The 20,483-nt window shown below is 73.6% G+C and carries 17 protein-coding genes and 5 pseudogenes; 16 read left to right on the forward strand and 6 right to left on the reverse strand.

The genetic code is table 11. The features are described from left to right. From acnA to UK82_RS42350, 10 genes and pseudogenes are all read left to right on the forward strand, one after another. Window positions 1-1,701: pseudogene (acnA, locus tag UK82_RS35940) on the forward strand (aconitate hydratase AcnA); the annotation flags it as partial. A gap of 1 nt (window position 1,702) precedes the next feature. Further along, window positions 1,703-1,934, forward strand: a pseudogene (locus UK82_RS35945) (hypothetical protein); the annotation flags it as partial. A gap of 213 nt (window positions 1,935-2,147) precedes the next feature. Further along, window positions 2,148-2,354, forward strand: coding sequence for a hypothetical protein (locus tag UK82_RS05445; RefSeq protein WP_055406533.1), 207 nt, complete (start codon window positions 2,148-2,150; stop codon window positions 2,352-2,354). Window positions 2,355-2,386: 32 nt separating this feature from the next. After that, the gene (locus UK82_RS05450) at window positions 2,387-2,566 is read left to right on the forward strand and encodes a hypothetical protein (protein WP_044887484.1); all 180 of its coding nucleotides are present in this window, start codon (window positions 2,387-2,389) and stop codon (window positions 2,564-2,566) included. A 330-nt stretch (window positions 2,567-2,896) separates the two neighbouring features. After that, window positions 2,897-4,120 carry a non-hydrolyzing UDP-N-acetylglucosamine 2-epimerase gene (gene wecB / locus UK82_RS05455; protein WP_044887485.1) on the forward strand — a complete coding sequence of 408 codons (1,224 nt, stop codon included), beginning with the start codon at window positions 2,897-2,899 and terminating at the stop codon, window positions 4,118-4,120. Between the two features lie 117 nt (window positions 4,121-4,237). Then, window positions 4,238-4,645 carry a hypothetical protein gene (locus tag UK82_RS05460; protein ID WP_044887486.1) on the forward strand — a complete coding sequence of 136 codons (408 nt, stop codon included), beginning with the start codon at window positions 4,238-4,240 and terminating at the stop codon, window positions 4,643-4,645. A gap of 809 nt (window positions 4,646-5,454) precedes the next feature. After that, a partial coding sequence (locus tag UK82_RS35950; protein ID WP_236705549.1) for an AAA family ATPase occupies window positions 5,455-5,763 on the forward strand: 309 nt, incomplete at its 3' end. 1 nt (window position 5,764) lies between these two features. After that, window positions 5,765-5,872: pseudogene (locus tag UK82_RS42340) on the forward strand (hypothetical protein); the annotation flags it as partial. A 1-nt stretch (window position 5,873) separates the two neighbouring features. Next, a pseudogene (locus UK82_RS42345) lies at window positions 5,874-8,320 on the forward strand (LuxR C-terminal-related transcriptional regulator); the annotation flags it as partial. 1 nt (window position 8,321) lies between these two features. Continuing rightward, window positions 8,322-8,403, forward strand: a pseudogene (locus tag UK82_RS42350) (hypothetical protein); the annotation flags it as partial. A gap of 63 nt (window positions 8,404-8,466) precedes the next feature. On the opposite strand, the gene UK82_RS05470 reads toward UK82_RS42350, so the two are convergent. Then, on the reverse strand, window positions 8,467-9,273 hold the full coding sequence (locus UK82_RS05470; RefSeq protein WP_044887488.1) for an inositol monophosphatase family protein: 807 nt from the start codon (window positions 9,271-9,273) through the stop codon (window positions 8,467-8,469). 190 nt (window positions 9,274-9,463) lie between these two features. On the opposite strand from UK82_RS05470, the gene valS reads away from it, so the two are divergent. Further along, window positions 9,464-12,118 carry a valine--tRNA ligase gene (gene valS, locus UK82_RS05475; RefSeq protein ID WP_055406535.1) on the forward strand — a complete coding sequence of 885 codons (2,655 nt, stop codon included), beginning with the start codon at window positions 9,464-9,466 and terminating at the stop codon, window positions 12,116-12,118. A 28-nt stretch (window positions 12,119-12,146) separates the two neighbouring features. On the opposite strand, the gene UK82_RS05480 is transcribed toward valS, so the two are convergent. After that, entirely contained in the window at window positions 12,147-13,529 is a 1,383-nt protein-coding gene (locus UK82_RS05480; RefSeq protein WP_044887490.1) for a NarK/NasA family nitrate transporter, read from the reverse strand. A 411-nt stretch (window positions 13,530-13,940) separates the two neighbouring features. Between UK82_RS05480 and UK82_RS05485 the strand changes: the two genes are divergently transcribed. After that, window positions 13,941-15,071, forward strand: a complete 1,131-nt coding sequence (locus tag UK82_RS05485) for a sigma-70 family RNA polymerase sigma factor (RefSeq protein ID WP_083507069.1) — start codon at window positions 13,941-13,943, stop codon at window positions 15,069-15,071. Here the strand turns inward: UK82_RS05485 and UK82_RS41820 are convergent. Both UK82_RS41820 and UK82_RS05495 read right to left on the reverse strand, forming a co-directional pair. Further along, complete coding sequence (locus UK82_RS41820; protein ID WP_055406536.1) at window positions 15,054-15,572, reverse strand: gamma carbonic anhydrase family protein; 519 nt, start codon at window positions 15,570-15,572, stop codon at window positions 15,054-15,056. The genes UK82_RS05485 and UK82_RS41820 overlap by 18 nt on opposite strands. Window positions 15,573-15,644: 72 nt before the next feature. Next, entirely contained in the window at window positions 15,645-15,953 is a 309-nt protein-coding gene (locus tag UK82_RS05495; protein WP_044887492.1) for a DUF4235 domain-containing protein, read from the reverse strand. 295 nt (window positions 15,954-16,248) lie between these two features. Between UK82_RS05495 and dut the strand changes: the two genes are divergently transcribed. The 4 genes from dut to UK82_RS05515 all read left to right on the forward strand — a co-directional run bounded on the left by dut (window position 16,249) and on the right by UK82_RS05515 (window position 18,942). Continuing rightward, complete coding sequence (gene dut, locus UK82_RS05500) at window positions 16,249-16,914, forward strand: dUTP diphosphatase (protein ID WP_044887493.1); 666 nt, start codon at window positions 16,249-16,251, stop codon at window positions 16,912-16,914. Then, window positions 16,895-17,608: a DUF3710 domain-containing protein gene (locus UK82_RS05505; protein ID WP_044887506.1), complete on the forward strand. Its 714-nt coding sequence runs from the start codon at window positions 16,895-16,897 to the stop codon at window positions 17,606-17,608. The genes dut and UK82_RS05505 overlap by 20 nt, the downstream gene beginning before the upstream one ends. Window positions 17,609-17,771: 163 nt before the next feature. Next, complete coding sequence (locus tag UK82_RS05510; RefSeq protein WP_044887494.1) at window positions 17,772-18,158, forward strand: OB-fold nucleic acid binding domain-containing protein; 387 nt, start codon at window positions 17,772-17,774, stop codon at window positions 18,156-18,158. A gap of 46 nt (window positions 18,159-18,204) precedes the next feature. Next, window positions 18,205-18,942 carry a DUF3159 domain-containing protein gene (locus UK82_RS05515; RefSeq protein ID WP_044887495.1) on the forward strand — a complete coding sequence of 246 codons (738 nt, stop codon included), beginning with the start codon at window positions 18,205-18,207 and terminating at the stop codon, window positions 18,940-18,942. Window positions 18,943-18,963: 21 nt separating this feature from the next. On the opposite strand, the gene UK82_RS05520 is transcribed toward UK82_RS05515, so the two are convergent. Together UK82_RS05520 and UK82_RS05525 are read right to left on the reverse strand one after the other, a co-directional pair. Beyond that, window positions 18,964-19,659, reverse strand: a complete 696-nt coding sequence (locus UK82_RS05520) for a TrkA family potassium uptake protein (protein ID WP_044887507.1) — start codon at window positions 19,657-19,659, stop codon at window positions 18,964-18,966. 2 nt (window positions 19,660-19,661) lie between these two features. Then, window positions 19,662-20,369: a TrkA family potassium uptake protein gene (locus UK82_RS05525; protein WP_082122193.1), complete on the reverse strand. Its 708-nt coding sequence runs from the start codon at window positions 20,367-20,369 to the stop codon at window positions 19,662-19,664. Window positions 20,370-20,483 lie beyond the last annotated feature (114 nt).

Here is a 20,483-nt window from a genome sequence, read left to right on the forward strand (position 1 = left end):
GTGTCGGCAACGTGCCGCTGGCCAACCGGGCGACGCTGGGCAACATGAGCCCCGAGTACGGCTCCACCTGCGCGATCTTCCCGATCGACGGCGAGACGCTGAACTACCTGCGCCTGACCGGCCGCCCGGCGGAGCAGGTGGCGCTGGTCGAGGCCTACGCCAAGGAGCAGGGTCTCTGGCACGACCCGAGCCGCGAGGCCGCCTACACCACCACCCTGGAGCTGGACCTGTCGACGGTCGTGCCGTCGCTGGCCGGCCCGAAGCGGCCGCAGGACCGGGTGCCGCTGTCGAACGCGAAGCAGGCGTTCCGCGCCGCGCTGGCCGACTACGCCCAGCCCTCGGCGTTCACCAACGGTGGCGCGGACGAGGCCGACGCCGAGTCGTTCCCCGCCTCCGATTCGGCGGCGGCGTTCGAGGACAAGCCGTCGGACGCGCCGATCTCGGTGAACGCCGTCGCCGGCGACATCACGAGCCGCCCGGCCAGGCCGACCTCGGTCACCCTCGCGGACGGCACCTCGGTGGAGATCGACCACGGGGCCGTCGCGGTCGCCGCGATCACCTCCTGCACCAACACCTCGAACCCGCAGGTCATGATCGGCGCGGCGCTGCTCGCCCGCAACGCCGTGGAGAAGGGGCTGACCCGCAAGCCCTGGGTCAAGACGACACTGTCCCCGGGCTCCAAGGTCGTCATGGACTACTACGAGCGGGCCGGGCTCGTGCCGTATCTGGACAAGGTCGGCTTCAACCTGACCGGCTTCGGCTGCATGACCTGCATCGGCAACTCCGGCCCGCTGCCGGAGGAGATCAGCACCGCGGTGAACGACGCCGACCTCGCGGTCGTCAGCGTGCTGTCCGGCAACCGCAACTTCGAGGGCCGGATCAGCCCGGACATCAAGATGAACTACCTGGCATCCCCGCCGCTGGTCGTCGCCTACGCGCTGGCCGGGACGATGGACATCAACCTCGACACCGACCCGCTCGGCCACGGCAGCGACGGCCAGCCGGTGTACCTGCGCGACATCTGGCCGACCGAGGCCGAGGTGTCCGCGGTCGTCGCCGACGCGATCCAGTCGGAGATGTTCGAGTCGGACTACGCCGACCTGTCCGGTGACGAGCGCTGGCGCTCGCTGCCGGTCGGCGACGGCGGCGAGGTGTCGCGGACGTTCGCCTGGGCCGACGACTCCACCTACGTCCGTCACCCTCCGTACTTCGAGGGCATGGCGACCAAGCCCGAGGCGCGCACGGACATCATCGACGCCCGCGTGCTCGCGGTGCTGGGGGACTCGGTCACCACCGACCACATCTCCCCGGCCGGTTCGATCAAGAAGGACTCGCCGGCCGGCCGCTACCTCGCCGAGCACGGCGTCGCGCCCGGTGACTTCAACTCCTACGGGTCGCGGCGCGGTAACCACGAGGTGATGATCCGCGGCACGTTCGCCAACATCCGGCTGCGTAACCGGCTGGCGCCCGGCACCGAGGGCGGCGTCACCCGGCACCTGCCCGACGGCGAGCAGCTGGCGATCTACGACGCGGCGCAGAAGTACGCCGCCGAGGGCGTGCCGCTGGTCGTGCTCGCCGGCAAGGAGTACGGCTCGGGCTCGTCGCGTGACTGGGCGGCCAAGGGCACCTCGCTGCTGGGCGTGCGCGCGGTGATCGCTCAGTCGTACGAGCGGATCCACCGCTCGAACCTGATCGGCATGGNCGTGCTGCCCCTGCAGTTCCCGGCGGGTGAGTCGGTGGAGTCGCTCGGCCTGACCGGCGAGGAGTCGTTCACCATCACCGGTCTCGCCGACGTCGACGAGAAGACGCCGTCGATCACCGTGCGCGCGGGCGACAAGACGTTCGAGGCGGTCGTGCGCATCGACACCCCCGGCGAGGCGGAGTACTACCGCCACGGCGGCATCCTGCTCTACGTCCTGCGCTCGCTGCTCTAGTCGACCTGCTCGAGTCGACCTGCTCGAGTCGACGAGTTCGAGTCGACGAGCGTCCGGCCCCGGTCGGAGCATGTGCCGGCCGGGGCCTCGCGGTCCCGGCCAGCGTGCTCCGGCCGGGACCGCGAGGCTCATCCCGCGTCGTCGCGGCAGTGCGCGCCGGGGTTCTGCTACGTCGTACCTTCTGCTCCTTCAGCGCGCCGGTGGTCCTGGGCGGTGCTGATCCAGCAGGCCATCGTCGCGTACGGCGACGTCGAGACGATCCATGATCGGGTACGTCGGCACTTCGAGGCAGGCGCGGACCACGTCTGCATCCAGGTCCTCACCACCGACCCGACCGCACTGCCTGACCAGCAGCGGCGCGAGCTCGCGCCGGCGCTGCGCCAAGCTGCGACCGCGCCCAAAGGGATCCCAAGAAACTAGCCGGGCCACGCCGCCAGCGCGGCGGTGACGACGTGATCGAGTTCGGCGTGGGTGGCGCCTTTCCGGATGACGCCGCGCGGCAGGCTCACCTGTCGAGAAACCTCGGCGCGCTCCAGGCCGCCGCGGCGGAGCTCTGCGTCGCCGCTCCGACGATCGAACCCGCCGACATCCTCGCCGCAAAGCTGCCAGGCCAGAGCACCCGGTCTGGCTGACGGGCTGCGTACGGTACGGGCTGTCCCCTTGGGTCGGGCCCGGATCGTGATGCGTTCTCGGTTACCTGAAAACTACAGACGGTGATACCTTCCCCTTGTGAGGCAGCCCCGGGCCGCCCGGCGATCGTCCGGGCGGGCCCCCGGCCGCTGGTGACGACGCGTTGCGCCAGGGGGAATCCGATGCCGCGTGGTACTCCGGAGCAGAGCGGGCCCTCCGTACCGACGGTTCCGTCGGGGTTGCCAGGCGAGCGGGTCACACCGCTGGTGCCACAGCCCAGCGGGCCGCAGCCCCGCCGCCCGTCGCTGACTGCCTCCCGGCCGGCGTCCGCCGTGTCGCGGGCGGCCGGCCCGACCGAGCGCCGCCTGCGGGTGCTGGTGGTGGTGGGCACCCGACCGGAGGTGGTCAAGCTCAGCCGGGTCGTCGCCGCCCTCGACCGGGCCGTCGACCTGCGCCTGGTCCACACCGGGCAGAACTACGACCACGACCTCAACCAGGTCTTCTTCGACGAGCTCGGCATCCGCCGGCCGGACCACGTCCTCGACGCCGCCGGGCCCACCCCCGCCGAGACGATCAGCCGGCTGATCTCCCGGCTGGACCCGATCCTCGCCGCCGAGGCCCCCGACGCCGTGCTCCTCTACGGCGACACGAACACCTGCTACGCCGCGATCGCCGCCAAGCGTCGCCGGATCCCCGTGTTCCACCTGGAGGCCGGCAACCGCTGCTTCGACCAGCGGGTCCCGGAGGAGATCAACCGGCGGGTCGCCGACCAGCTCAGCGACGTCCACCTGGCCCTGACCGAACGGGCCCGCGGGCACCTGCTCGCCGAGGGACTGCCCGTCCAGCGGATCTTCGTCGTCGGCTCCCCGGTCAAGGAGGTGCTCACCCACTACGCCCCGCTCATCGACACCTCGGCGGTGCTGACCACCCTCGGCGTGCAGGCGGGGCGCTATCTGCTCGCCAGCGTCCACCGCGAGGAGAACGTCGACCGACCCGAGGCGCTGTCGGCCCTGCTGGAGACCCTCAACCGGCTGGCGGCCCGCTACCGGCTGCCGGTGATCGTGTCGACCCATCCCCGGACCCGCGACCGGCTCGGGTCGCTGCGCCGCTCCGGGCGGGCGCCCCTGCTCGACGAGCGGGTCCGCTTCTGCCGGCCCTTCGGCTTCTGCGACTACATCGCGCTGCAGCGGGCCGCCCTGTGCGTGCTCTCCGACAGCGCCACCCTGACGGAGGAGGCCTCCCTCGTCGGCTTCCCCGCCGTGCTCGTCCGCGAGGCGCACGAGCGGCCGGAGGGCATGGACCGCGGGGTGCTCGTCGCCAGTGTGCTGCGCCCGGAGCGGATCCTCGATGCCGTCGAGCTGATCGTGCGGGAGGCCGAGAGCGACCGCCGTCCGCGGGTCGTCCCCGACTACGACGCCGACGACGTCTCCCGCCGGGTGGTGCACATCATCGTCAGCTACGTCGACCACGTCCGGCGGACCGTCTGGTACGGCGACACCGGCTCCAGCGCCGGGCCGAACCCCGCCGCCCCCGCCGCGACCGCGGACAGCCGCTGACCACAGCTCAGACACAGATCAGGGATCACCGTCAGGGATCTCCCCGACGCGCCGACCGGCCTTCGGTTCGCAGACTGCGAGCGCAGCTACTGGAACCGATCGGGGAGGTCGACCGGCATGCCCGGATTCTGGGACGCCACCATCAAGGCCGTCTACGCGGCCGACAGCGGCACCAACGACACCATCAATGTCATCGACATCGGTAAGGCGTTCGACGTCGTCGCCGATGTCGAGGTCGGCGGCGGCATCATCTCGTTCGGCGGGGCCGACTACCTGCTGAGCGTGGTCATCCGCAACCAGAGCACGTTCTCGGTGGTCTTCACCGCCAGCACAGGGGCTCACCTGCCGATCACGAAGGGGCAGACCTCGCAGACGGTCAATGAGCAACTGCGGCTGCAGGTCCCGGGCCCGTGGAACGCCGACGACGGGGACGTGCTCGACGTCCTCGCGACCTTCAAGGTCACCTCGGGGAACTTCGTCAACATCACGACGGTCACGGGTTCGGCGTTCCTCACCACGTCCTGACCGCGGCCGTGTCCCCGGGCTCGAACCGGCCCGGGGACACGGCCGGCACTGCCTGGTGGCCCCGGCGGGTGATCCCGTCGGGGCCACCGCCGTGTGTCAGGACCTCTCCAGCAGGCGGGCGAGCACCCGATGCGTCTTCGTGTCGGCCTCCGTCTCGATGGCCAGGCCGCGCACGCCCGCCGTTCCCCCGCCCAGTCGGCTTCCAGGCGGAACGTCTCCCCGCCGCGGCGGTGCGTGCCGAGCCATTCCGGACTCAACCGGGACCGGCGCGCTGGCCGCAGTTTGACAGTCGAATCGTCGCGGTCCCGCTCAAATCCGCCATACTGACGTATTCGTAGGATGATGCCGTCGTCGAACGGTGCTATTCCGTCGCATTCCTCGGTGGCGACGGGATCCACGCAGAAGAAAACGTGGCGCCGCGCGCCCGAGGTGGTGGGCAGGATCAGCGCCCGCCGGGCGGCGGCTCGGGACCCTGTCAGGGGCACCTTGGCCTGGACGCAGTCCAGGTGGTGGCGAGGATCCATCACTGCTCTCGACGGGTTGTCGGCCGTGTTCGTCGACCGCGGTCATCCGCGGGCAACACAGGAGAGGAACTCCGCGCTCCCACGACGGCCGAGTCGGCGGGCATGCCCTAACGCTGCTACCCCTTCCTCCCAGGTCAACACCCGGATTTCCGGGCGCGTGTCGGGGAGTTTCCGAAATGGCATCCGGATGGCCGTCACCGGCTATCCGAAAAGCCCTTTCCGGCATTCCCGGGCACGGCAGGATGGTGGCTGCGGACAGGACGTCGCGGGGGGAGGACGGCCGTGATGGAGGTCGTGGAGACCGCGGCCGGGGATGCCTCCGGCCGACGCCTGCTGGTCGGTCGGCAGCGGGAACGCCGCCTCATCGACGGACTGCTGGCGGCGGTGACGCAGCGCGGTGGTGCCCTCCTTCTGCGAGGCGAGCCCGGGGTCGGCAGGAGCACTCTGCTGCGGTACGCCGAGTGGCGATCCGCCGCTCGCGTGCTGTGGCTGCGCGGGGTCGAGTCGGAGTCCGCGCTCCCGTTCGCCGCGTTGGCCGATCTCGTGTTGCCCCTGCGGGAGAACCTGCGGGAGCTCCCCGACGCGCAGCGGGCCNCATTGGAGATCTGCGTCGCGCTCAGCGAGGGTTCGCCGGCCGGCCCATACGCCGCCTGCGCGGGGACACTGAGCCTGCTGGCCGCGGCGGGGGAGGACCGCCCGCTGGNGCTGCTCGTCGACGACCTGCAGTGGGTCGACCCGGCGTCGCGACAGGCGTTGCTGTTCGTCGCCCGCCGGCTCGCCTCGGAGCGGGTGGCGATGCTGCTGACCGTCTGCTCGCAGCCCGCCTCGGTGGGAGAGGAGAGCGGATTGCCCGCGGTGGAGGTCACCGGGCTGTCGATCCCGGACTGCGTCGACCTGCTTGCCGCCCATGGCGTGCGGATTGCCCGGCACGTGCTCGCCGACCTGGTTGGTCGAGTCGGCGGGAACCCGTCCGCGCTGCTCGACGCGGTGGCGTCCCTGCGGGCGGCCCAGCTCAGCGGGCAGGTGCCCGTCGACGAGCTGCCCCTGCCCGGCCGAAGCTGGGAACGGGGCTGGTCGCAGCGACTCGACGCCCTGCCCGAGGCCACCCGCGCCGCCCTGGTGGTCCTCGCGGCGGGCAACGCGGTGCCGGTCGTGACGCTGGAACGCGCCCTGACCGCGGCGTGCGGCTCGCTGGCCGACCTGGACGCGGCGCACGACGCCGGCCTGGTCCGCACAACGATCCCCGCGATCCCCGCGATCCCCGCGATCCCCGCGATCCCCGCGATCCCCGCGATCCCCGCGACCACTGTGGCCGGCGACCCGGAGTGCCGGCCTGCGCGGGCAGCGGTGGACACCCCGCCCGCCGAAGGCGGGTCGGGGCTGGCGTTCGCCCATCCGCTGCTGCGTGCGGTCGTGCTGCGCCGGGCCACCCCCGCCGCCCGGCTGCGGGCCTACCGGGCGCTCGCCGAGGTCTGCGACGGCGACGCGGCCGTGTGGTACGCCGCCGCGGGGGCCGAGGGCCCGGACGACCGGGTCGCCACCGCGCTCGCCGACGTCGCGGTCCGCACCCGTCGACACGTCGGCTACGGAGCGGCGGCCCGGGCCTGGCACCGCGCCGCTGAGCTGACCCGCCCCCGCGAGGTCCGCGTCGACCGGCTTCTGCGCGCCGCCGCCGACGCGCACCTCGGCGGCCTGGCACTCGAGGCCGGTTCCTGGGCCGAGGAGGCGGCCCGGCTCGCCGGTGACGCCGCCCTGCGGGCCGATGTGGAGCTGCTGCGCGGCCGGGTCCTGACCTGGTCCGGCCACCCCACCCGGGCGCACGAACAGCTCGTCCGCGCGGCCGAGTCGGTGATCGACGTCGCCCCCGACCGGGCCGGCGCGCTGCTGGCCGAGGCCGTCCTGCCCGCCCTGATGGACGGTCGCATCACGATCGCGTTGCGGGCCGCCCAGCGCAGCCGGCGGCTCGGCGCTGGCCGGTCCGGGCACGCCCTGCCCCAGGCGGTGCACCGCGGCCGCGCCTTCGCCCTCGCCGGCATGATCGGCGAGGCGAACGCCTGCCTTCAGTCCGCCGCCGGCCCGCTGGGCGCCGCCGACGACGTGGCCGATCAGCAGGCGTTGACCCTCGCGGGACAGACGCTGCTCGACGTCGAGGAGGACCGGGACGCCGTGCGGCTGCTGTCCGCGGTGGTGGACGCCGCCCGGCGCGCGGAGGCCCCGGCGATGCTGCCCTACGCCCTCGCGGTGCGCTGCGAGCTGGAGGGCTGGCGCGGACTGTGGGCGGCCGGCTACGCCGACGGCGTCGAGGCCGTGCGGTGGGCGGAGGAGTTCGGCCAGGTGGGCGCGCTGGGCTTCAGCCTGGTCATGCTCGCCCGCATCGACGCCGCCCGGGGGGATCGCGCGCGGTGCGAGCAGCGCATCGACCGGCTGCGCACGGAGATCGGGCCGTACGGGATCGGCATGCTCGACATGCACGCCGACGGGGCACTCGGCCTCGACGCGGTCGGTCACGGCGAGTACGACGTGGCCACGCTGACCCTCGCCGAGGCCTGGGACCGGGCGCGCGAGCGGGGGCTCGGCAACCCCAACGCGATCCCGATCGCCGGCGACCTCGCCGAGGCCCACATCCGCGCCGGGGAGCATGAGCGGGCCGCCGCGGTCGTGGCCTGGCTCGTCGACCGGGCGCGAGCGACCGGGCTCGCCTGGCCGGCCGCAGTCGCGGCCCGCTGCCAGGGGCTGATGGCCGAGGGACTGGCAGCGGCCGAGGCGGCGTTCGCCGACGCCGAGCAGGCGCACCGCCGCCGGTGGATGCCCTTCGAGGAGGCCCGTACCCGGCTGTGTCACGGCGAGGTACTGCGCCGCCTGCGCCGCCCCTCCGCGGCCCGGGTGCCGTTGCGGGAGGCGCAAGTGGCCTTCGAGTCGCTGGGGGCGCGCCCCTGGGCCCGGCGCGCGAGCGCCGAGCTCATCGCGACCGGGGACCGGGCCAACCGGGCCAGCCGGGCCAGCCGGGCGGCGCCCGCCCGGCTGGCGGAGCTGACCCCGGCCGAGCTGCAGATCGCCCGGCTGGTCGGCGCGGGGATGAACAACCTGGAGGCCGCCGCCGCTCTGTTCGTCTCCCGTAAGACGGTCGAGACCCACCTGACCCGGGTGTATCNCAAGCTCGGGATCCGTTCCCGCAGCGAGCTGGCCCGAGCGCTGCTCGACGCGGGCATCGACGACGGACTGCCGCAGCAGTGACCAGCTCGCCCCGGGCCGCCCGCGGCGCGGGCGAGGCGGCCGGTCGGCGGCCCGCGAACCGGATCAGTCGCGGTCGGCCGGGGGGTCCTCGGCGAGCAGGTCCGTGAGCGGGCCGAACAGCGCCGGCGGGGCGGCGACGGTGAGGTCCTCGGTCGCCGGCCGGCCGTGCAGCCCGCCGACCCGCAGGCCCGCCTCGGCCGCGACCAGCCCGCCGGCGGCATGGTCCCAGGGCTTGAGGCCGCGCTCGTAGTAGGCGTCGACGAGGCCGCCGGCGGCGGCGCACAGATCCAGCGACGCCGCGCCCATCCGGCGGATGTCGCGGACCCGGGGCACCACCCTGGTGAGCACCGCGGCCTGGGCGGCGCGGCGGGACTCCAGGTAGCCGAAACCGGTCGCGACGAGGGCGCCGGCCAGGGTCGTCACCGTCGACCCGGTCAGCGCCGTGCCGTCACGGAAGGCGCCGCCGCCGCGGACGGCCGTGTAGGTCGCGCCCATCGCCGGGGCGTGCACCACCCCGGCGACGACCTCGCCGTCGACCTCCGCGGCGATCGACACCGCCCAGTTCGGCAGCCGATAGAGGAAGTTCACCGTGCCGTCGAGCGGATCGACGATCCAGCGCACGCCGGTCGACCCGGCGGAGTCGGATCCCTCCTCGCCGAGCAGGCCGTCGCCCGGACGCAGCTCGCCGAGCCGGCGGGCCACCAGGGCCTCGGAGGCGCGGTCCAGGGCGGTGACCACGTCGGTGGGGGAGGACTTCGTCGTCTCCGCGGCGACCGCGCCCTCGCGGCCCCGAGCGAGCAGCTCGCCGGCCTCGCGGGCGATCGTCAGCGCGACGTCGAGCAGGATGTCCGGGTCTGGCAGGTCGCTCATCGGTCGGCGCTCCGGGGCTCGGGCTCTGGTTCGGCTTCGGGCTCATCCTGCCAAGGTGGCCTCGCACGCGAGCGTCCCGGCCGGTGAAAGCGGTCACGCCAGGCGGACGCGCGGGGTCTCGGGGGGTCTCGGGGGGTCTCGGGGGGCCGGGCACGGCGGTCACGATCGGCGCGCCCGTAGGATCGTCGCTGTGGTTGGCACAGACGGCACTGATCGCTCCGCTCGCGCGGTTCCCGCGAAGCCCAGCCTCGATGGCATCGAGGCGCGGTGGTCGGCGGCATGGCAGGACGAGGGCACCTACACCTTCGACCGCACGGTCGACCGGGGGCGGGTGTACTCCATCGACACCCCGCCACCGACCGTAAGCGGCTCGCTGCATGTCGGCCACGTGTTCTCGTACACGCACACCGACCTCATCGCCCGCTACCAGCGGATGCGCGGCCGTGAGGTGTTCTACCCGATGGGCTTCGACGACAACGGGCTGCCCACCGAGCGCCGGGTGCAGAACTACTTCGGGGTGCGCTGCGACCCGTCGCTGCCCTACGACCCGGACTTCGCCCCGCCGGCGAAGCCGGGCAAGGAGCAGGTGCCGATCTCGCGGCGCAACTTCGTCGACCTGTGCGAGCGGCTGACGCTGGAGGACGAGAAGGGCTTCGAGGAGCTCTGGCGCCGGCTGGGGCTGTCCGTCGACTGGTCGCACACCTACGCCACCATCGACACCCGCTCGCGCGCCGTCGCCCAGCGGGCATTCCTGCGCAACCTCGCCCGCGGCGAGGCCTACCTGGCCGAGGCACCGACGCTGTGGGACGTCACCTTCCGCACCGCGGTCGCCCAGGCGGAGCTGGAGGACCGGGAGCGTCCCGGCGCCTTCCACACCCTCGCCTTCTCCCGCGGCGCCGACTCCCACGGTGGTACCGACCCGGCCGGCTCGGCCGCAGCGGAGCCGGTGGTGATCGAGACGACCCGTCCGGAACTGCTGCCCGCCTGCGTGGCCCTGGTCGCCCACCCCGACGACCCGCGCTACCAGCCGCTGTTCGGGTCCACCGTGCGCACCCCGCTGTTCGACGTCGAGGTCCCGGTCGTCGCCCACCGGCTCGCCGATCCCGACAAGGGATCCGGCATCGCGATGATCTGCACCTTCGGTGATCTGACCGACGTCATCTGGTGGCGGGAACTGCGCCTGCCGGCCCGCGCCGTGATCGGTCGCGACGGCCGGCTCGTCCCGGAGCCGCCGGCCGCGATCACCTCGCCGGCGGGCCGCGCGCACTACGCCGAGCTCGCCGGCAAGACCGTGCACAGTGCCCGCACGCGCATCGTGGAGCTGCTCACCGGGGCCGGTGCCCTGCTCGGCGAGCCGCGGCCGATCGCCCACCCGGTCAAGTTCTACGAGAAGGGCGACCGGCCGCTGGAGATCGTCACCACCCGCCAGTGGTACCTCCGCAACGGTGGGCGGGACGAGCCGCTGCGCGCCGCGCTGCGGGCCCGCGGCCAGGAGCTGCGCTGGCACCCGGAGTACATGAAGGTCCGCTACGAGAACTGGGTCGACGGCCTCAACGGGGACTGGTTGATCAGCCGGCAGCGGTTCTTCGGTGTGCCGTTCCCGGTGTGGTACCCCCTCGACGACGCCGGCGCGCCGCGTTACGACGCGCCGATCGTGCCGGCCGAGGCGGCCCTGCCCGTCGACCCGTCCAGCGACGTGCCGCCGGGCTACACCGACTCCCAGCGCGGGGTGCCCGGCGGGTTCGCCGCCGATCCGGACGTGATGGACACCTGGGCGACGTCCTCGCTCACCCCGCTGATCGCCAGCGGCTGGGAGAGCGACGCCGACCTGTTCGCCCGGGTGTTCCCGATGGACCTGCGGCCCCAGGCCCACGAGATCATCCGGACCTGGCTGTTTTCCACCGTGGTCCGCACCCATGCCGAGTTCGGCGTGCTGCCCTGGTCGAACGCGGCGATCTCCGGCTGGATCCTCGATCCGGACCGCAAGAAGATGTCGAAGTCCAAGGGCAACGTCGTCACCCCGATGGGCCTGCTGGAGGAGCACGGTTCGGACGCGGTCCGCTACTGGGCGGCGTCCGGGCGGCCGGGCACCGACACGGCCTTCGACGTCGGCCAGATGAAGAACGGCCGCCGGCTTGCCATCAAGATCCTCAATGCCAGCCGCTTCGCGCTGGGCCTCGGCGCCGAGGAGACGCCCGCGGGCACCCCGGTGCCGGTCGGTGGTGCCGTGCCGGTCGGTGGTGCCGTGCCGGTCGGCGAGCCGCTGGACCGGGCGCTGCTCGCCGCGCTCGCCGACGTCGTCGACGCCGCGACCGCCGCGCTCGACACCTACGACTACGCGCGGGCCCTGGAGGTCACCGAGTCGTTCTTCTGGCGGTTCTGCGACGACTACGTCGAGCTGGTCAAGGGCCGTGCCTACGGCTCGTTCGGGGCCGCCGGCGCCGCCTCCGCGCACACCACCCTCGCGGTGGCCCTGTCCGTGCTGCTGCGGCTGTTCGCCCCGGTCCTGCCGTTCGTCACCGAGGAGGTCTGGTCCTGGTGGCGGCCGGGCTCGGTGCACCGGGCGAGCTGGCCGGACCCGGCGGAGATCCGCAAGCTCGCCGACGGCGGGCGTCCCGAACTGCTCGACGCCGTCGGCGCGGCGCTGACCGGCGTGCGCCGCGCCAAGTCCGCGGCGAAGGCGTCGATGAAGGCCGAGGTCGCGAGCGCCCGGATCAGTGGGGAGGCCGACCTCGTCGCCCTCGTCGAAGCGGCGGCCGCCGACCTGCGCAGCGCCGGCAGCATCCGCGAGCTTGCGTTCGGCCCCTCCGGCGGCGAGATCGCCGTCGCCGTCGACCTCGCCTGATCCCGGGTGCGGAGATCGGCGGCGGAGCTCAGATGCCGCGCAGCCGCTGGGCTGAGGGCCGCAGGTAGACGAACCAGGTGACGACGAAGCACAGCGCGTAGTAGGCGATGAAGGAGATGTACGCCGCGTCGCCGGACTTGTAGCTCAGGAACGACTGCCGGAAGGCCAGGTTCACCAGCACCCCGCCGAACGCGCCGATCGCGCCGGCCAGGCCGATCAGCGCGCCGGAGCGGCGCCGGGCGAGGTGCTGGGCCGCCAGCGGATCGGCGCCGGCGTCGACGGCGAGGCGCGACTTCGCCCGGAAGATCGCAGGGATCATCTTGTACGTCGACCCGTTGCCGACGCCGCTGAAGACGAACAGGGCGATGAACCCGACGAGGAACAGGGCCAGCGAGTCCGTCAGAGAGGCGACGAGCACGACCGCAGCCGCTGCGGCCATCGCCACGAAGTTCGCGAACGTGATGCGGGCGCCGCCGAACCGGTCGGCCATGAGGCCGCCGAGCGGGCGGATCAGCGAGCCGAGCAGCGGCCCGAGGAACGTCAGGTAGGCGGCCTTGATCGGGGTGTCGAACCGGTCGGCGAACTGCACCTGCAGCACCTGCCCGAAGGCGAAGCCGAAGCCGATGAACGAGCCGAACGTGCCGATGTAGAGCAGCGACATCACCCACGTGTGGCCGTCGCGGGCGACCTCGCGCATCGCGCCCCGGTCGTTGCGCGCCGTGGAGAGGTTGTCCATGAACAGCGCCGCGCCGAGCGAGACCAGCACGATCAGCGGAATGTAGATCGCCAGGACGACCCGCGGGTGGCCCTTGCCCGCCGTGGCGAGCACGAGCAGGGCGACGAGCTGGATCGCGGCCACGCCCAGGTTCCCGCCGCCGGCGTTGAGCCCGAGCGCCCGGCCCTTGAGCCGGTCCGGGTAGTAGGCGTTGATGTTCGTCATCGACGAGGCGAAGTTGCCGCCGCCGACGCCCGCGACCGCGGCGACGATCAGCAGGGTGGTGTACGAGACGCCGGGTTCGAGGACGATCGCGGCGAGGATCGTGGGGACGAGCAGCAGCAGCGCGCTGAAGATCGTCCAGTTGCGCCCGCCGAAGCGGGCGACGGCGAACGTGTACGGGATGCGCAGCACGCTGCCGACCAGCGTCGGCAACGACGTCAGCAGGAACTTTCCGGCGGGATCGATGTGGTACTTCGGCCCGAGGAACAGGACCATCACCGACCACAGCGACCAGATCGAGAAGCCGACATGCTCGGCCAGGATCGAGAAGATCAGGTTGCGGCGGGCGATGCGGGACCCGCCGCCGTCCCAGAAGGTCGGGTCGTCGGGCCGCCAGTCGTCGATCCACCGGCCCCGGCGGGACGCGGCCGGCGCGAGGTCGGTGGTCGGGACGCCTTCCAGCGTGGCACTCATGTGATGATCCTCCGGGGTGCGGGTGATGCCACGACCGTAGGAACGCACCGTTACGCGGCGACGCGCGAGCTGTGACACTCTCTGAGACATCCGCTCACCCGGCCGGGAGCCGCGCGGTGAGACATGCGGTCGCGGGCCGCCGGCCGCCCGTGAGATCGTCGCCCGGCCACCCGGCCACCCGGCCACCCGGCCACCCGGCCGCCGGAGGATGTCACCCCGATGCCGGATATCCCGTCCAGGTGGGGGAGGGGGCGTGCCACGCCCGACGGTCGGGGCCGGTGACGTCCGGTCCGTGGCGCCCGGAAGCTTGCGGAGGAGCCGATGAGGACAGTCCCGCACCGCGTCGCGGAGACCCCCGACGCCGTCCCTGCCGAGGCACCGCGTCCTGACGGGGAGTCTGTGCCGGGCGGCGTGTCCGGCGCGGCCGGTCCCGCGGCGCTGGCCGCGGCGTTCGAGGCCGAGCGTCCCCACCTGCGGGGGGTGGCCTACCGCCTGCTCGGCTCCTTCGCCGACGCCGAGGACGCGGTGCAGGAGGCCTGGCTGCGCCTCGGCCGGGTCGACGCCGACCGGATCTCCGACCTGCGCGCCTGGCTGACCGTGGTGGTCAGCCGGCTGTGCCTGGACCAGCTCCGCTCGGCCCGCGGGCGCCGGGAGGGGTACGTCGGGCCCTGGCTGCCCGAACCGTTCGTCGCCGGGCTCGCCGGCGGCGACGGCGCCGGGGGCGGCGCCGATGCCGGCTCGCCTGTGCTGGACGCCGCGTTCGTCGCCGGTGCGGCGGTGCCGGTCGGTCCTGACCCCGCCAGCGGGGGCCGGGCGCCGGACCCGGCCGACCGGGTGACGCTCGCCGAGTCGGTGAGCATGGCGATGATGGTCGTGCTCGAAACGCTCAGCCCGGCCGAACGCACCGCCTTCATCCTCCACGACGTGTTCGGCTACGACTTCATCGAGATCGCCGCGGCCACCGGGCGCACCCCGGCCGCGGCCCGCCAGCTCGCCAGCCGGGCGCGGCGCCACGTCCGTGACCGGTCGGTCCGCTTCGACCCGGATCCGGCGTCGCGTCGCCGCGTGGCCGAGGCCTTCTTCGCCGCGGCGGCCGGCGGCGAGCTCGACGGGCTGCTGTCCCTGCTCGATCCGGACGCCGTCCTGCGCTCCGACGGTGGGGGACTCGCGCAGGCCGCCCGCCGGCCGGTGGTGGGCGCCGACCGGGTCGCCCGGTTTGTGCTCGGCATCCTCGCGAAGGCGGCCCGGCGCGCCGACGGGCGGGTGCGGATCCAGCCGATCGAGGTCAACGGCGAACCCGGCTTCGCGAACTTCGAGGGCGACGTCCTGCGCTACATCGCCGGCCTGCACGTCGCGGGCGGCCGGATCGTCGAGATCAACATCATGGCGAACCCGGAGAAGATGCGGCACCTACCGGCCGCGGCCCCATCCAAGGCCGCGGCCCAATCCAAGGCCGCGGCCCCACCGGGGGTCCCAGCCTTGCCGGGGCGCACGGTGGGGCCGGGTGACGGGGCCGGGGCGGGTTCAGTCGATCCGGCGTAGCTGCTCGCGGTAGCGCTTGCCGTTCGCCACGTAGACGGCGGCGCCGGCGGCGAGATCTGCCTGGTCCGCGCCGCCGGGCAGCACCTTGGCCGGGATCCCGAGCGCCCGCCCGCCCGGCGGCACGACCGTGCCGCCCACGACGACGGCCCCGGCCCCGACCAGCCCGCCGCGCCCGACCCGGACTCGGTGCAGGACCACCGAGCCGGACCCGATCAGCGAGCCGTCCTCGACCACGCAGCCCTCCAGGTGCGCGAGGTGCCCGATCGTGCAGTCGTCGCCGACGACGGTCGCCAGCTCTTCGGTCGCGTGGATCACCGTGCCGTCCTGGACGGAGGTGCGGGCGCCGATCACGATCGACCCGTAGTCGCCGCGCAGCACCGCCCCCGGCCACACGGTCGACTCGGGGCCGATCGTCACCGTGCCGATGACGGTGGCGTCCGGGTGGACGTAGGCCGTCGGGTCGATGACGGGGACGGCGTCTCCCAGGGCGTACACGGCCATCCGGCCTCCCGCGGGTCGTCGTGCGCGACTGTGGCCTCCATCGTGCCCCGCCGAGACCGCCGGGTGTGCGGATCAGTCCGTCGAGGTGGAGACCTCCGGACGGACCATGCCGGGCGGCGGGGAGCCCGTCGCCCTGGCCCAGCCGCGGGCAACCGTCCGCTCCGCCGCGAGCCGGCCGAGCCCGATCGCCAGCCCGGAGATCGCCGCCCAGGCGATCGCCTCCGCCCAGGCGGTGTCCGGGTCGGCCGGGTTGACCGGCGGGTCGGACTTGCGCACCTTGCGGTACACGGCCGTGACCCCGCGGCTGGCCGCCGTGCCCGCGAGCGCCGTCGCCGCCCCGCCGACGACCTTCCATCCCAGCTTCGATGCCGCTTTCGCCACCCCGCACCTCTCGTTCTGCGCCGCGGGCCGCATTGGCCCGCCCGTGTGTTGTCCCTACCCCGGTGGCACCGCTTACCCCCAGCTGGCCTGGGTGGGCCGCCGGTGGTCCCTATCCGATCACGGCCGGGCGGTCCCGCCGCCACGCGGGGCGCACCGCCGGTGCCGCGCTGGGGATGGCCTAAGGTTCATCTCGCGGATCGCGGACATCCGGCGCGGCGCAGCGGGCGCCGGCGACGGCCGTCGGCGGCGACCATCCACCTCCCCGTTCGGCCCGTCCAGGCAGGAGAGCAGACCCATGACCGCCCCCGATCAGACGATCCCCGCTGCCCCCGTGGCTTCCGTTGCCCCAGAGGCTCCCGCGGCACCGCCCGGACCGGCCGCGCCCGAAACGGTGGCCGGGGCTGTGGCGTCGGACACCGGGGCCGCGGCGGCGGGTCGGGTAGAGGTCCTCGTGCGGCGGCTGGACCGCGAGTCGGTGCCGCCGGCGTACGCCCAGCCGTCCGACGCGGGCGCGGATCTGGTGACCACGCAGGATGTGACCCTCGCGCCGGGCGAGCGCGCCGTCGTCGGCACGGGCCTGGCGATCGCGCTGCCGGTGGGCTACGCGGCGTTCGTGCATCCGCGCAGTGGCCTGGCCGCCCGGCACGGCGTGACGGTGGTCAACGCGCCCGGCACGGTCGACGCCGGTTACCGTGGTGAAATCAAAGTAGTTCTCATCAATACCGATCGATCCGATCCGATCACGTTGCGTAGGGGCGACCGGATCGCCCAGCTCGTGGTGCAGCGTGTGGAGCATGCCGTCTTCCGCGACGTGGACGAGCTGCCCGCCTCGGTGCGCGGCAGCGGTGGGTTCGGTTCGACGGGTGGCTTCGGCTCGACGGAGGGTCCCGGCGCCGGGGTCGGCGCGGGGACGCCCGGGGGGGCGGGAAGGGAGTCCGGTGGTGTTCGGCCGCGGGCGTAGGGAATCCGATCAGCACGAGGCGTCCCGGCCCCAGGCGCCCGAGCGGCGCGCGCCGGTCGCCAAGGCGGCATCGGTGGTGTTGGACGGTCCCTACGACGTCACCGAGGTGCCGGAGGACGATCTTCACCGGCTCGACCTCGGTTCGTTGCGGATCCCGGCGCTGCCGGGCGTGCAGGTGCAGTTCCAGGTGGAGGAGGCGACCGGCCAGCCGTTGACGGTGCTCGTCACCGACGGGCGCAGCGCGATGGAGCTGTCGGTCTTCGCCGCGCCCAAGAGCCGCGGCCTGTGGGACGAGGTGCGCGCCGAGATCCTGACGACGATCGAGGCGGCCGGCGGTCGCGAGACGAACGGCGCGTTCGGGCCCGAGCTGCGGATGCTGCTGCCCACCGGCCGCCCGGGCGAGACCGTTCCCGGCCGGATGATGGGCGTCGACGGCCCGCGCTGGTTCCTGCGTGCTGTGGTGACCGGCGTGGCCGGGGGCGAGCCGGGGGCCGCCCCGCTGCTCGACGAGACGCTGCGTCAGCTTGTGGTGTCCCGCGGGGACGGCGCGATGCCGGTGCGGGATCCCCTGCCGCTGACCCTGCCCCGGGAGGTCGCCGACCATCCTGACGGCCCCGGCGGCTCGGCGACCGCGGCGACGAGCGGGCGGCCCGAGATGCCGGCGCCCGGCGTCCGCACCGCCGAGCTCCGCTGACCCGGGGCGCAGCGGTTCGCAACGCGCCGCCCTGTACCGCACACGGTACGTATCCGCACGTGGATCGCTCGATCGTGCGGCTTGCCGCGGGCACACTGAGCCTCGGTCATTCGTTGCATCAGACGTGTTCGGGCAGGGTTGCTCGCGCGGGAACGGAGGAGCCGTGGGCGAGCCACACGGTTGGTGGGGGCGCAAGCTCCACAGGCTGACGGCGGGAACGAACGAGCTCGACGCCGAGGATCTCCAGGCCGCCTCCGCGGCGGCGGGCGCCGTTCCGATGAGCGGTTGTCGTGACCGGGACGAGACCTGCGTCGCGGGTACCATCCAGGCGGTGACGGTGCGCGCGCGGGCCGGCGCGCCGACCCTGGAGGTCGACATCTACGACGGCAGCGGCACCGTGACGCTGGTGTTCCTGGGCCGCCGGGACATCCCGGGCCTGCGGGCCGGTGCCTCGGTGAAGGCGTCCGGTCGCGTCACTGTGCAGGAGGGTCGCCCGAGCATCTTCAACCCGCGGTACGAACTCCTGCCGGTCCCCTCCGCGAGCGCCTAGGTTCGGGCGGGGAACCGGCCCCTCACCGACAGGATCCCCACCGACGATGCCACGACTGCCCACCCCCGACGCGCCGCCGATGACGATGTCCGAGGCCATCGGCGGGCCCCGGGGAATCATCGACAGCTCCATCCCGACCGTGGCGTTCGTGACGGTGAACGCCGAGGCCGGGCTGACCGCCGGCATCGCCGTCGCCATCGCCGCCGCGCTTGGCCTGCTCGTCCTGCGCATCGTGCGGCGCGAGCCGACGCAGCAGACGTTCTCCGGCCTGTTCGCCGTCGCGGTCGCCGCGTTCGTCGCCTCGCGCACCGGCGACGCGAAGGGGTTCTTCCTCCCCGGCATCGCGAAGAACGCCCTCGGCGTCGTCGTGGCGCTGCTGTCCGTGGTGCTGCGCCGGCCGATCGCCGGCTATCTCATGGCCGGCCTGGACGCCCGCTACGTGGGCTGGAAGGACGATCCCCGCCAGCGGCGGGCCGCGGTGTGGGCGACCCTGGTCTGGGGCGCCGTGTTCGCCCTGCGCTTCGGCGTGCAGGGCGTGCTCTACCTCGCCGACGAGTCCGGCTGGTTGGCGGCGGCGAACATCGCGCTCGGCCTGCCGCTGTTCGGCCTCGCCGTCCTCGCCAGCTTCGCCATCGTGCGCCGGCTCGCCCCGCTGCCGCCCGAGCCGCCCGCCGCGTCGGGCGCGGCCGTGGTCGAGGGCGAGGTGGTCGAGGGCGAGGTGGTGCGGGCCGACCCGCCGTCCCCCGAGGCGCCGGTCGTCGATCCGCTCCGCCCGCCGCGTTGAGCCCGGGGTCGTCCGGACGGATCAGCCTCCGGTGAGAGTCTGCTCGGGCACCGGGCCGAGCAGGGCGGCGAGCTGCTCCTCGGCCTCCGAGCTGGTCGCGACCGCGAGCACCTCGTCGCCGTGCTCCAACGTCGCGTCCGGGGACGGGATGACCGCCCGCCCGTTGCGCAGGATCACCACGAGGGCGGTGTCCGGCGGCAGGGTGATCTCGCCGATGCGCCGACCGACCACGGGCGCGTCCTCGGCGAGGGTGAGCTCGACGAGGGAGGCGTCGCTCTGCCGGAAACGCATGAGCCGCACCAGGTCGCCGACGCTGACGGCCTCCTCGACCAGCGCGGTGAGCAGCCGCGGGGCGGAGACGGCGACGTCGACCCCCCACGACTCGGTGAACAGCCACTCGTTCTTGGGATGGTTGACCCGGGCGACCACCCGCGGCACACCGAACTCGGTCTTCGCCAGCAGCGACACAACCAGGTTGACCTTGTCGTCCCCGGTCGCCGCCACGAGGACGGTGCATTCGTTCAGCCCCGCGGCGTCGAGCTGGGACAGCTCGCAGGCGTCGGCGAGCAGCCACCTGGCGTCGGGCAGCGCGTCGGTGCGGATCTTCTGCGGGTCCCGCTCGATGATGAGCACCTCGGAGCCGTTCTCCAGCAGTTCGGCGGCGATGGAGCGGCCCACCTTGCCCGCACCCGCGATCACCACCCGGCGCACGTTCACCGTCACTTCTCCTCCGGACCAGTGCGCAGCACCGTGTCGGCCTCGGTGGCACGGGCCTTCGTCACGGCCACGTGCAGCACGTCGCCGTCCTGAACGAGGGTGCGGGCGTCGGGCAGCACGCCCTCGCCGAACCGGGTGACGCAGACGACCCGTACCCCCGCAGCCTCCTCCAGCTCGCGCAGCTTGCGGCCCACCCAGGCGGCCCCGGGCGGGATCGCGGTCAGCAGCACCGAACCGGACGGATCGGACCACTGCGCGGTGACGGCATCCGGGAGCAGCCGGCCGAGGATCTGGTCGCGGGTCCAGCGCACGGTCGCGACGGTGGGGATGCCGAGCCGCTCGTAGACCTCGGCGCGGCGGGGGTCGTAGATCCGCGCCACGACCCGCTCGACCCCGAACATCTCCCGGGCGACCCGGGCAGCGATGATGTTCGAGTTGTCCCCGCTGGACACGGCGGCGAACGCGGCGGCCCGCTCGATGCCCGCCTCGACGAGGGTGTCGCGGTCGAAGCCCATCCCGGTGACGCGCTGGCCGGCGAAGGTCGCGTCCAGCCGGCCGAACGCGGCCGCGTTCTGGTCGATGATCGCTACCGAGTGGCCGAGCCGCTCGACACCGCGGGCGAGGGCGGAGCCGACCCGGCCACAACCGAGGATCACGACATGCACGAGGGGAGCGTAGTCGGATCCGGCCCGCGCGGCGCGGATCGTCACCGGAGTGCTCTGTATACGGAGATCCGCCACCCCCGGGCGCGTGACCCCGACCGGCACGGGTTTGTGTGCGCCACATCACAGTTGCGTGTAGCGGTAGCCGACATCGGTAGCATC

This window comes from Frankia sp. ACN1ag (assembly GCF_001414035.1).
Taxonomy (GTDB): domain Bacteria; phylum Actinomycetota; class Actinomycetes; order Frankiales; family Frankiaceae; genus Frankia; species Frankia torreyi.